Annotated in this window: 8 protein-coding genes; 5 read left to right on the forward strand and 3 right to left on the reverse strand. The window is 67.4% G+C overall.

The annotated features are described in order from the left end of the window. Position 1 precedes the first annotated feature (1 nt). Together mobA and AAHM44_RS14430 are read left to right on the forward strand one after the other, a co-directional pair. Positions 2-514, forward strand: a complete 513-nt coding sequence (gene mobA, locus AAHM44_RS14425) for a molybdenum cofactor guanylyltransferase (RefSeq protein ID WP_269574501.1) — start codon at positions 2-4, stop codon at positions 512-514. Beyond that, positions 507-1,736, forward strand: coding sequence for a molybdopterin molybdotransferase MoeA (locus AAHM44_RS14430; protein ID WP_342250413.1), 1,230 nt, complete (start codon positions 507-509; stop codon positions 1,734-1,736). Before mobA ends, AAHM44_RS14430 begins: the two co-directional genes overlap by 8 nt. Here the strand turns inward: AAHM44_RS14430 and fdhD are convergent. Genes fdhD through AAHM44_RS14445 form a run of 3 tightly spaced genes read right to left on the reverse strand, consistent with a single transcriptional unit; the run spans position 1,733 to position 5,159 of the window. Beyond that, positions 1,733-2,518: a formate dehydrogenase accessory sulfurtransferase FdhD gene (gene fdhD, locus AAHM44_RS14435; protein WP_342250414.1), complete on the reverse strand. Its 786-nt coding sequence runs from the start codon at positions 2,516-2,518 to the stop codon at positions 1,733-1,735. The two genes, AAHM44_RS14430 and fdhD, sit on opposite strands and share 4 nt — an antisense overlap. Before the next feature lie 48 nt (positions 2,519-2,566). Next, a complete protein-coding gene (locus tag AAHM44_RS14440) occupies positions 2,567-4,492 on the reverse strand; it encodes a sensor histidine kinase (RefSeq protein ID WP_342250415.1) in 1,926 nt (641 codons plus the stop codon). Further along, on the reverse strand, positions 4,479-5,159 hold the full coding sequence (locus tag AAHM44_RS14445; protein ID WP_269574505.1) for a response regulator transcription factor: 681 nt from the start codon (positions 5,157-5,159) through the stop codon (positions 4,479-4,481). Before AAHM44_RS14445 ends, AAHM44_RS14440 begins: the two co-directional genes overlap by 14 nt. Positions 5,160-5,381: 222 nt before the next feature. Between AAHM44_RS14445 and AAHM44_RS14450 the strand changes: the two genes are divergently transcribed. From AAHM44_RS14450 to AAHM44_RS14460, 3 genes are all read left to right on the forward strand, one after another. Further along, positions 5,382-6,545, forward strand: coding sequence for a helix-turn-helix transcriptional regulator (locus tag AAHM44_RS14450; RefSeq protein WP_342250416.1), 1,164 nt, complete (start codon positions 5,382-5,384; stop codon positions 6,543-6,545). 327 nt (positions 6,546-6,872) lie between these two features. Continuing rightward, complete coding sequence (locus tag AAHM44_RS14455; protein ID WP_342250417.1) at positions 6,873-8,585, forward strand: ShlB/FhaC/HecB family hemolysin secretion/activation protein; 1,713 nt, start codon at positions 6,873-6,875, stop codon at positions 8,583-8,585. Between the two features lie 11 nt (positions 8,586-8,596). Beyond that, on the forward strand, positions 8,597-12,349 hold a 3,753-nt coding region (locus AAHM44_RS14460), incomplete at its 3' end, for a beta strand repeat-containing protein (protein WP_342250418.1).

Genomic DNA, 12,349 nt, shown 5'->3' on the forward strand with positions numbered 1-12,349 from the left:
CGTGCGGATATTGGGTGCCATCCTGGCCGGGGGCGAATCGCGGCGCTTTGGATCGAACAAGGCAGCGGCAGTGCTGGAGGGGCGCGCGCTGATCGACTGGGTGCGGGAGGCGCTGGCCCCGCAGGTCGATGCCCTGCTGCTGTGCGGGCCGGAGGGATTGGCGGACCGCCCCCTCGGTCGGCTTGGGCCGCTGGCGGGGATCAACGCGGCACTGCACGCGGCGCAGGGCTTCGACGCAGTGCTTAGTGTGCCGTGCGATGCGCCGTTGCTGCCGCCCGACTTGCGCGCGCGGCTGGAAGCGGCGGGCGCGCCTGCCTTTGTCGAGGATGCGCCGGTGATCGGGCTGTGGCCGGTCGCGATGGCCGAGATGCTGGACGAACACCTGACCGGCGAGGATCGCTCGATGCGCGGCTGGGCGCGGCGGCTCGGCGCGCGGGGCATCAGCCTCGAGCGGCCGATCCTCAACGTGAACACGCCGGAAGACCTGGCGCGACTGGCCGGGCGCAATGGCTGAACGGCGCCCGCGGCCGAGCGTCGATGCCGCGCTGGACATGATAGAGAGGATGGTATCGCCGCTTGGTTCGGAGACCGTCGCGGCAGCGGACGCGTTGGGCCGTATCACCGCCGAGCCCGCGATTGCCGCGCTGGACGTACCCCGGTTCGCAGCCTCTGCGATGGACGGGTTTGCGGTACGCAGCGTCGATGTCCTGGCCGCGACCCGGGAGTTCCCCGTCGATCTCCCGCTGGGAGCGCCCGTGCCCGCCGGCAGCGCGGCGGGTGCCTTGGCGGCGGGACACGCGGTGCCGATCAGCACCGGTGCGCCGCTTCCGGAAGGGGCCGATGCAGTCCTCGTGCGGGAGCTCGGCGAGATTGTACGAAGCGAAGAAGGTGCGCGCCTTCGGGTTCGCGGGGCGATCGACAAATGGCGCAACGTACGTACCCGGGGCGAGGACATGGCACGCGGAGGCCAACTGATCGGTGCCGGCCATCTGATTACCGCCGACGCGATTGGCGCGCTGGCAGCCTGTGGGATCGAACGGCTCGCGGTCCGGCGCATGCCCCGGATCGTGCTTGTCTCCTCCGGCAGCGAATTGGCCACAAGCTCCGCGGCGCTCTCCGGCGAGGCCAAGGTCATCGACAGCAACGCGCCGATGATCCTTGCCACCGCGAGAAGCCTAGGCCTGCCGGTGCGATTCCAGGGGCGGATGGCAGATACGCATGAGGCGGTGACGGCGATGCTCGACACGGTCTTCGCATCCGGCGACGCGGACATCCTGATCTCGACAGGCGGGGTGTCCGTTGGAGACTTCGACCTGGTCCGCGCCGGACTGGAGGCGCGGCGCGCGATCCTATGCTTCCACGGTGTCCAGATGCGCCCGGGCAAGCCGCTGCTGTTCGCGAAACTGCCTGACGGGCGGCCCTATTTCGGCCTGCCAGGCAATCCGGTGGCGGCATTCGTCGCTTTCCGCTTCTTTGTGATGGCGGCGGTCCGGCGGATGCTCGGCTTGCCGCGTGAGGCGGCTGAGTTGGTCTCGGCGAATGCGGAACCGCGCGAAGGCACCACCCTGTTCCTGCGCGGCCGGCGCATGCTCGATGCGGAAGGGCGCGTGCGGATCGATACCGGCCTCGACCAGCGCTCGCATGTCCTGAGCAGTGTGGTGCATGCCGATCACTGGCTCCGCGTCTCGCCGGATGCGCCGCGCTTCCTGGCCTATCCCAAGCTGCCGCTACTCTAGGGATGGGCCGCCAGCAGGGCGTCGCTGCGGACCAGCACCCGCAGGCGCAGCCTCGCCCCGGCGGCGCGATCGATCGCCAGAGTCGTGGGGGCGGATATGGTCGCCAGCATCGGGCAGTTCGCCAGCGCAGCCTTCTCGACCAGCTCATAGGAGCAGCGTGAACTGAGCAAGGCGAAGCCGCTGTTCCAGCCGCGCCCGGCGCGGGCCATCGCGCCGATCAGCTTATCGAAGGCATTGTGGCGCCCGACATCCTCGCGGACCAGCCAGGGCTCTCCGTCCGCCGAGCAGGCGGCCGCGGCATGGGCCGAGCCGGTGGCGTGGTTGAGCACCTGATGCTTGGGCAGCGCCGCAAGCGCGGCGAAGCATGCGGCGTCTTCCGCCAGGCAGGGCTGCGACACCTGTGGGAGCGGGCGCAGCGCCTGTTCGAGATTCTCGATTCCGCAGAGCCCGCAGGAGGAATCGCTCGCGCGGTGGCGGACGCGATCGGTGATCCGGCCCGCCACTTCTGGCGCCAGCTGGATGCGCAGGATGAAGCCTTTCTCGGCCCGGAAGCTGTCGACATCGAGGATCTGCTCGGCCCGGTCGATCAGCCGCTCCGAGAGGGAGAAGCCATAGGCAAGGTCGACCAGGTCGGCCGGCGTCGCCATCAGCACCGCATAGCCGATGCCCTGATATTCGAGCGCGACCGGGCATTCCTCCGCGATGTCCCGGTCCGCCGGGCCCTGTTCGCCGGCGCGGGCGATGCGCAGGAGCGATCGGCTTTCATATCCCGTCTGGGTCATGGGGCAGAGGTATCAGCGGCGGTTGCGGCCCGGAACCCCTTCTTCCGTTTAGTCGGCGGCACTTTGCTGCGGCGCCGCTCCCTCTACCGGCAGCAGCAGCGTAAAGCGGGTACCCTGCGGTCCGGACAGCAGCTCCACCCGGCCGCCGATCACCTCGGCGCGGCGCGCCTGGTTACCCAGGCCGCGGCCCGCGCCCGTTGCCGCCACGTCGAAGCCCTGGCCATTGTCGGTCACGCCCACGCATACACATCCGTCCCGTACGCCGGTGGTGACGATGATCTCGCTGGCCCCGGCATGCTTGATTACGTTGGTGAAGGCCTCCTGCAGGATGCGCAGGATGTGGAGCGAGTGGCGCTGGTCGAGCCAGCCGAGCGGCGGCACGTCACGTACGTCCCAGCGCAGGCGGATGCCGGTCGATTCCAGACGAGGCTGGAGGCGGAAGCGCAGCGTGCCGAGCAGGAGGAGAAGATCGGTCTCCACCGGCTCCATCGAGTCGATGGTGAGCTTGAGGTCGTCGATGCAGCCCTTGAGCAGCTGGGCGATGTCGGCCTCGTCGATATGGCCATGCTCGACCATGCGCAGCGTGCTGACGAGCGACGAGCCCAGCCCGTCGTGCATGTCCTGCATCAGCCGCTGGCGCTCCTGGAACAGCACTTCGCGGCGCTCGACCTCGCGCAGTTTCTGGTGGCTGGCGGTGAGCTCCGCCTCGCGCTCGGCCAGGCTGCGGACGAGCACGACATTCGCTTCCCCCACCGCCTTCATCGCCTTGAGATAGCGGCTCAGCATGATCTGGCAGAAGACGATGATCAGCGAGATCTGGGCGTAGAAGGAGACGAACAGGCTCTCGATGTTGATGATGTTGTTCTGGAGCAGCATGTCGCGCGCGCCGAGGATGAACGAGAGCAGGCCGCAGATCGCCAGCCCGGCACCCTCGAGCGTACCGGCCCGGCGGCTCCAGAGGATGTGAAGGGCGAAGGTGACGGAGCCGACCGCCACCATGGTGATGTACATAAGCGGCGAGATGATCGTGGCGTCGGTCGTGCCTTCGAACAGCGGCAGGGTGATCCCGCCGAAGCCCACGCACATCAGGGCGATGATCCAGGTCAGCACGCGGACATGGTGGTGATGGAGGGCCGTCAGGAAGAGGTGGGTGATCAGCACCGTCCAGCCCACGGAGTTGACCGTGATCCAGCCGAACCACGCGTCGGACACCGGCAGGCGGTCCGCCCCCATATAGGCGTGCATCACGCGCAGGAAGGTCGCGACCGTCATCACCGCATAGAGCAGGTAGAGCGTTTCGCGCCGCGAACGCAGCCAGATCAGGAAGGCGAACACCCCAGTCGCAAGGAACAGCGCCGAGCTGATATAGGGCAGCTCGGCCTGGAAGAAGGCGCGCATGTAGTAAGCGGCGCCGAGCTGGCGATAGTCGCCGATCCACAGGGTGGAGAGTGCTCCGCCGATGCCGCGGACATGGCGGATGCGGATCAATATGTCCTTGGGCGGCGTGCTCTCGGCCGCTTCCTCGAGGGGAATCCACAGCGGGCGATTCGAGCCATTCCACTGGAGATTGGCGTGGGTCTGATAGAAGAGCCGTCCGTCGATATAGATGGCCAGCTCGCCATCGGTCTTCCAGCGTGGGACATAGATATAGGCGCCGGCCGGTGCGGCCTGCTCCGGGCCGAGGGTAAAGTGATACCAGCTCGTCTGGGTGGGCAGCAGGCCGGCATCGCCCGAGCCCGGCACCATCCTCGGGCGCGGGGCATGGGGGAGGGGGACCTGTTGCCACTGGCCGGGCAGCGCGCGCCAGTCCTGGGTGCGCGAGGGTGGCGGATAGCCCAGCGTGTCCTGCACCAGCAGATCGGCACTGGTCAGGTGGATTCCCCGGGGGCGCGATCCGTAGTAACAGGCGAGCAGCACCAGCAGCGCTATCCCGGTATAGACGAGGATAGCGCGTAGGGTCCTAGAGGATACCATGGTTGCGGGCCTCGAAGATGGCTTCGGCCTTCGAGGTGACCTCCAGCTTCTGATAGATGCGCCGGACGAAGGTCATCACCGTGTTGCGCGAGACCTGCATCAGTTCGGCGATCTCGTCATAGCTGAAGCCCTTGGTGATCAGTTCCAGGGCCTCGCGCTCGCGCGGAGAAAGCGGGTTCGCGATCGGCGTGACTTCCGCCAGTGCCGCAGCCGCCGGTACCGGCTCGGCGGGGCGGAAGCGCAGCAGGATCTGGCGGGCGATGCGCGGGCTGATCGGGCTGCCGCCTGCATGGAGCGCGCGGATCTCGTCGGCGATCTTCTCGGCCGAGCTATCCTTGAGCAGATAGCCGGCGGCACCCGCCTCGATCGAGGCAATGACGTGCTTCTCGTCGGCGAAGGTGGTGCTGACCATGATCCCGCAATCGGGCCAGGCATCATGAGCGGCACGGATCACCTCGATCCCGGACCCGTCGGGCAGGCCGAGATCGACGACCAGCACGTCGAGCGGATCGCCGGCAATCATCCTGCGCGCCTGGGCGACATTATGCGCCATGCCGACCAGATGCATGTCACCGGAGCTGCGCACCGCTGCCGCGAAGCTATTCTGGAAGGCGATGTCGTCCTCCACCAGCGCGACCTTGAGCAGCGGCGGAGTGGAATCGGCCATTCGGGCATCCTGAAGCGGCCCGCCTCCAGCGGCGCGGCCAGAGCGGCGATCGGATGGGCGTGTCGCCACGCCCGGCTTTCGCGATTGTACCATCGGATACGCCCCGACCTTGTCCCTATAAATAGCGACATACTCAATATTTCGGGCTCGTTACAATTTGTTCCGGAACCCTGGCTGGGTTAACCTTCCGTTTCCCAGGTCAGGCAAGAGAATGAGTCGTCCATGCCAAGCCCGGCCCCTCTGACGCCGATGCTCGTCGCGGAACTGGTAGGCGGTATCTACGAGGCCGCGCTCGACCCGTGCCTGTGGCAGAGCCTCGTCGATCGTATCGAGGCGATCTATCCCGAAATCACGGTCGCGCTGTTCAGCCATGAGAGCCATGTTCCCTCGGCGGCGCTGAACATCCGGGCGAACTTCTCCGAAGCGGCGCTGCGCGACTATTCGGCCTATCATTTCTCGACCAGCCCCTATGTCGACTTCGTGCCCCGCAACGGCGTGGGCCAGCCGGTGCGGACCGAGGCGATCATCAGCGACGAGGAGCTGTTCCGGACCGAGCACTATAACGACTTCATGCTGCCGCATGGCGTTGGCCGATATGGCACCGGCATGGTGCTGGAGCGGGACCCCGGCGGCTGGGCTTCGCTTTCCCTCGCCGACCGCCGTAATGATGTGGACCGGCGCGACCACCAGATGCAGCTGCTCCGCCTGCTCGCGCCGCATTTCGGTCGCGCGTTCAAGCTGCGGCGCACGCTGATGGACAGCCGCATGGCCGGCCAGGCCCAGCAGGCGGTATTCGATGGCTGGATGCATGCCGCCTTCGTGCTCGATCGTGACGGCCGGGTGATGACGATGAACCGCCGCGCCGATGCGTTGGTCATTCGGGGCGACTGCCTGGTGCTCAACCGGTTCGGCCAACCGCGCAGCTTCGACGACAAGTGCAGCCGGGCGCTCGAAACCGCCTTTGCTGCCTGCCGGGCGAGCGCGGATGCGCCGATTCGGGCGGTGGACGATCCAGGCGGGGTGATGTTGCCGCGCCGCGCCGGGGCAAGCGCGCTGCACGCGATGCTGTGGCCGATTTCCAGTGCGGCCGAATTCAACCTGCCCAGCCTTCCCGGGCAGGTTCTCCTCGTGGTCTCCGATCCGGACGATACCCCGCCGGGCGCGGTCGCCTGGATCGCGCGCCGGTTCGGCTTGTCGCCATCGGAAGAGAGGCTGGCAGAGGCGGTCATCGCGGGCGTGCCGCTGAGCGAAGCGGCGGAGCGACTGGGCATCCAGCTCTCCACCGCCCGCACCCGCCTGAAGACTATCCAGGCCAAGACGGACTGCCACCGCCAGATGGATCTGGTGCGCCTCGCCATGTCGGTCCCCACTCTCCGACTCGTCTGAGGGATACTCCCATATGGGAGCTATTCGCTCCCTATCGGCCTCCTTAACCAACCACCCTCGGGATCGTGCGCGCGGGATCGCGTCGGGGGGATGGCGTCGATGGAATTGGAGTTTCTTCACCGTGGCTTAGGCCCGGAACTGCAGCCGATGCGCAGGTCCAGGCCGCGGAGTCCGACGTTCCGCGACGTCGTTCCGCTGCTGTCACTAGTTGTAGCGACAGACGCCGAATCCGCCCTGCGGTACCATTCACGCGCAGGATCGCTCGCCCGGGTCGTGGGGTGGAGCGGCCTCCCGGTTCTCCAGTTCAAGACAAAAAAAGGCCGAGCGATGCCGAAGGTTGCCGTGCAGCATCTCCCTTACGGGCGGAAGGCGCTCGCCACATCCCTACTACTTGGCGCGGCGGTCCTCGCCATGCCGGCGGCCGCGCAGGTGCTGCCCAACCGCCAGCAGCTCAACCCCGCCCAGCAGACGCCGATCCCGGCGGCGCCGCGCGGCGAGTTGTTCCGCGACATGGAAGCTGGGCCTTGTCCCTTTGCCGGCAGCGACCTCCAGGTGACGCTGACCGACGTCGTGTTCCAGGGCAATAACGGCAAGCTCGCGCTCTCCGACGACCGGCTGCGTCTCGCCTACGCCGACCTGATCGGCAAGCAGGTGCCGCTCGCCACGATCTGCACCATCCGCGACCGGGTGGCCTCGCTCTACCTGCGGCGCGGCGTGCTCGCGTCGGTGGAGATCCCCGAGCAGCGCATCGCCGACGGCAAGCTGGTCCTGCTGGTCACCGAGGCGCATGTTTCCTCGGTCAGTTATCACGGCGATGTCGGCCCGGCGCAGCGTCAGGTCGAGCGCTATCTCGACAAGCTGAAGGGCATGACGCCGTTCGACCTGAACGTCGCCCAGCGCTACCTGCTGCTTGCCTCGGATATTCCCGGCGTGATCGTCCAGGCCTCGCTCAAGCAGGCGTCGGGCGGCAAGGGAGCTGTCGACCTCGACATCGCGATCTCGCGCACGCCGGTCACCGCCAGCTTCTCCGTGAACAATGGCGGCTCGGAATCGATCGGGCGCGACCTCGCTACCGCGCGGGTGGATTACAACAGCTTCACCCCGTTCGGCGAGCGCACGACCATCGTCGGCTACGGCACGATCACAAGCCCCGAGCAACGCGTCATCCAGCTGACCGAGAGCGTGAAGTTGGGCGGGGAGGGGCTGCAGCTCGACCTGTCCGGCTCGTTCGCGCGGACGCGGCCGGGCGCGGCGCTCAAGCCGTTGAACCTGCTCGGCAACAGCTTCGCCGGCAATGCCAGGCTGACCTATCCGCTGCTGCGCCATCGCCGCTACAATTTGAGCCTGTCGGGCGGCTTGGAATGGATCGACCAGAAGGTCGAGTTCGGGGGGGGCGTCGCCACGCTGACCGACGACAAGCTGCGCGTGTTCTTCGCCAAGCTCGACGGCCATCTCGCCCCGCGTGAGTTGGCGTCGCACTCGGTAGCGGCGACCGGCTCCCTCGAAATCCGCAAGGGCATAAACGGCCTGGGCGCGACGCCGTTCGGCAACAAGGTCGCCTCGCGCTTCGGCGGGCGTCCGGATGCGACGGTGGTACGCGCGGACCTGTCGGTCGGCGCCCGGCTGTTCGGCCCGATCACCGCCAGCCTCTCGACCAGCTGGCAGTACACCGACACGCCGTTGCTCTCCTATGAGGAGTTCGCCGCCGGCGGGCTTTCGATCGGCCGGGGCTATGACCCCTCGGCCGCCTCGGGCGACCGGGCGCTGGGCTCCTCGCTCGAAATCAGTACCGCGCCCTTACAGTTCGCCAAGCGATCGGTGTTCCGGCCCTATGCGTTCCTCGACGCCGTGCGCCTGACCAATATCGGGCCGGGCGCCGATCAGGTGACGCTGCGTTCCGCCGGCTACGGCGTCCGCGCCCAGATCGGCCCGTGGTTCTCGGTCGATGCCGCCTGGGCGCATCCCTTCGACCGGGTGGCCCCCGGCGCGCCCAAGCCCGGCGACCGCTTCCTCGTCAGCCTCACCGCCTCGATCTTCTGAGGAATAGATAGATGTCCGCTCCCCGCCGCCGCTCCAATCGCCGCCTGTTCACCACCTCGGCATTCGGCGCGCTCGCGCTCGCCGCGGTCTGGGCGGCACCCGCGCAAGCGCAGCTCGTCCAGGGGGCCACGCCCGCGCAGAGCAACGGCACGACGCCGACGATCGACCAGTCGGTGCCCAACACCACCACGGTGACGCTGGGCGGATCGCGCACGGTGATCGACTGGGACAAGTTCGACATCAATTCGGGCGACACCGCCAACTTCGTCTTTGCCAATCGCAGCGACATCGTGCTCAACCGCGTGGGCGGCGCGGGCAGCACGATCAATGGCAATCTGAACGGTACGATCGGCTCCACCGGCGGGGCGGTGGGCGGCAATATCTGGATCTACAACGCCAATGGCGTGGTGATCGGTGCCAATGCCCGGGTGAGCACCGGCGGCCTGCTCGTCACGACGGCGGGGCTGGACCGTGCGACCGACAGCAGCGCGGGCGGCTTCCTCGACGGCAGCTCGACCAGCTTCGGCTTCACCGGGGCGGGGACCGGCAACATCACCGTGCAGAACGGCGCGCAGATCACCAGCCACGGTGGTGCGATCGCGCTGGTGGCGCCGGTGGTCACCGCCGAGGCCGGATCGAGCATCTCGGCGCAGGATGGCGGCAACGTGCTCGTCGGCTCGGCGTCCAAATACCAGATCAGCTTCCGGCCGACCTCGACCGACGACATGGACCTGCTGAGCTTCGAAGTGGCGGACGGCGCCGGCACTTCGAGCACCGATGCAATCTCGCTGGCCGGCGACATCAGCGGCAACCGCGTGTTCGTCGCGGCGGTCTCGAAGTCCGGGCTGCAAGCCAATATTCTCAGCACCGGCACAATCACCGCCACGACTGCCGTAACCGACGAAACCGGTGCGATCGTGCTTAGCGCGAACCACAATATCGTGGGCGCCGCCGCGGTGGCGGCCCCGGTTTCCGGCACCGGCTCGGGCTTCGTCGGGATCTCTGGCGGCGCGCTCGTCGCGCCGTCGGTCAGCGTGCTCGGCACTGACGGCGTCCTGTTGCGCGGCGATGTGACTGCGACGGGCGGCACTGTCGATCTGCGCAGCGACAATGGTGATGTCCGGCAGTTCGCCGGTGTGATCACGGCGGACACGCTCACCGCCAGCGCGCAGACGGGCATCAACTTCAATTCGTTCAGTGCAAACCGGGTCGACAAGCTCGGCGCGCTCAGCACCGTCACGGGCGATCTCGCCTATATCGGCGATGAGGACGGGGTCATCCTCACCGGCGCGATCAGCGCGCCCGGCAAGGTCACGCTCGGCGCGCGCGGTTTCATGGATACTACGACTGGCTCGATCACCGCCGGCAGCCTGGAGCTGTCCCTGGGCGGCGGCGGGTCGTTCAAGGTCAATGGCGACGCCAATATCGGCTACGGCCAGTCCCAAGGGGCGGTGACGGTCCACGCGACCGGCGGCATCACGCTGTCGAACGAGTTCGGGATGCTGCTCGGCAACCAGCTCTCGCTGACTGCGGACACCGGCGCGATCCGCGAGACCGGTGGCTTCATCTCGGGCGGGGGCGCCGTCGTCGCCAATGCCGCTGGTGAGATCGACCTGCGTGGGGCCAACAGCTTCACCAGCCTTACGGCCAATTCCGCCGATGGCGAGAACATCACGGTCAACGCGACCGGCAATCTCGACTTCAAGGTGAACACCTTCTCGAGCGCGCGGTTCACCGTCGGGGGCGATGCGACGTCTTCGGGCACGAACGCTCTGATCGCCGGAGGTCTGCACGTGACCGCGGGCGGCGCGATCAACCTCAGCTCCGACGGCGGTGACGCCGCGTTCGGGGACTTGCAGGCCAACGGCAACATCATGCTCGCGATGGACGGCGTGCTCCGGCTCGGCGGCGTCGTGCAGGCGAATGGCGGCACCGCGAGCTTCACTTCGCGGAGCGGCGCGATCCAGCAGTCCTCCGGCAGCATTACCGCAAGCGCGATCATATTCGACGCCGACAGCACGATCACCCAGACCAACGGCGCCTTCGTCCAGACGGGTGGCCTGTCGCTCACCAGCGGCGGTACCGCGACGCTGGGCAGCGCGAACAGCTTCACCAGCCTCCAGGACCTGCACGTCGGCGGCGACCTGACGCTGCGCAATGCCGGCACGATCAACCTCACCCCAGTGTCGAGCGGTGGCTACACCGCGGGTGGCCAGCTCAACCTGACGTCCGATAACGGCGATATCATCAGCCCCAATGCCATCGCCGCATCGCGCATCACCGCTTCGGCCTGGGGATCGATAGGCCTTTCGGGCGCGATCGACTCGCTGGGCGCCGTGGCCGCCGGCGGTATGATTGGAATCACGTCCAACCGCGCGCTCTCGGTGACGGGCGACGTCGTCGCCGGAACCAATGTCAGCCTGTCCGGGACGTCGATCGGCCAGGGTGCCGGCACGACGATCTCCGGCAACGACGTCACGCTCAATGCCACGGCTGGAGCGATCGACCAGCATGCCAGCGGCAGCATCAGCACCAGCAATTATCTCGAAGCGCATGCGACCACCGACCTGCTGCTGCGTGGTGCGAACAACCTGGGCTACCAGGACCCGTACCTCACCGCGGGCACCGGCAAGGACGTCACGATCCGCGCGATCGGCGACTTCCGCTATAACAGCTACGGTATCACCGTCGGCACGCTGACGCTGATCTCCGACGCCGGCAGCATCCGCCAGGGCAGCGGCATCTATGCCGACACGCTGATCGCGCAGGCGGCGACCGGGCTGCGGCTCGATGGCGGCGGCGTCGGCAACACCGTCACCACCGTGGGCGGGCTCAGCACCGCCAGCGGCGACATCATGTTCGTCGAAGGCAATGGCTTCGATATCGCCGGCGACATCAGTGCGCCTGGCTTGGTCCAGCTTGGCACTAGCGGGGCGATCAACACCAACTCCGGCCACCTTTCCGCCGGCACGCTGGAAGTGACTGCGGGCGGCGGTGCCGGCTTCGATGTGCTGGGCAACATCAAACTGGGGGCGGTGACCGTCTCCGGCGGCAATTTCTACCTGGGCAGCAACGGCAATATCGAGCTGACCGGCCTGGTCGACACCGGCACCAGCAACCTGACGCTGTCCACCACCAACGGCGCGATCACCAGCAATGGCGGCTCGATCAAGGCCTTTTCGACGACGGCGGACGCCACCGGCGCGATCACGCTCGTCGGCTCCGGCTTCGCCAATTTCTGGGCAACCTCGAGCGGTGGCGGCGCCATCCATCTCAGCAGCGACAACGATCTCGGCTTCGCGGCCAACACCACCGGCACCCTCACCGTCGAGACCAGCGGGCAGGCGAGCAACACCGGTGACGTGATCGCGAGTTCGGTGTCGATCACCGCGGGCACCGGGATTGGCCTGGTCAACACGGGTTTCACGGTCGATATCGGCAGCTTCAGCCATCTCGGCACCGATGACGGCCTGATCAGCATCGACCTCAACGGCGACATCAAGCTTGCCGGCGACGTCACCGCAGGCGGCACGGGCAATACCGTCAGCCTGACCTCGCGCGGGAGCATCCTGCAGAATTCGGGCACGATCACCGGCGACATCATCAAGCTGAGCGGCGCCTCCGCGATCAACCAGGCGAGCGGCGCGGCGCTGCACGGCGGCGCCCTGTCGCTCACCAGCAGCGGCAATGTGGCGCTGGGCCAGGCTAACGACTTCACCAGCATCGCCGAGCTCGCGATAGGCGGCGCCCAGACGCTGCGCCAC

Origin of the sequence: Sphingomonas sp. OTU376 (genome assembly GCF_038440415.1) — a bacterium.
Classification (GTDB): Bacteria; Pseudomonadota; Alphaproteobacteria; order Sphingomonadales; family Sphingomonadaceae; genus Sphingomonas; species Sphingomonas kyeonggiensis_A.

What these genes read in the sequence shown, in the direction of transcription:
- fdhD (WP_342250414.1), bottom strand. Translation starts at nt 2,518, where the DNA reads ATGACCCAGACGGGATATGAAAGCCGATCGCTCCTGCGCATCGCCCGC.
- AAHM44_RS14430 (WP_342250413.1), top strand. Translation starts at nt 507, where the DNA reads ATGGCTGAACGGCGCCCGCGGCCGAGCGTCGATGCCGCGCTGGACATG.
- AAHM44_RS14445 (WP_269574505.1), bottom strand. Translation starts at nt 5,159, where the DNA reads ATGGCCGATTCCACTCCGCCGCTGCTCAAGGTCGCGCTGGTGGAGGAC.
- AAHM44_RS14440 (WP_342250415.1), bottom strand. Translation starts at nt 4,492, where the DNA reads ATGGTATCCTCTAGGACCCTACGCGCTATCCTCGTCTATACCGGGATA.
- AAHM44_RS14450 (WP_342250416.1), top strand. Translation starts at nt 5,382, where the DNA reads ATGCCAAGCCCGGCCCCTCTGACGCCGATGCTCGTCGCGGAACTGGTA.
- AAHM44_RS14455 (WP_342250417.1), top strand. Translation starts at nt 6,873, where the DNA reads ATGCCGAAGGTTGCCGTGCAGCATCTCCCTTACGGGCGGAAGGCGCTC.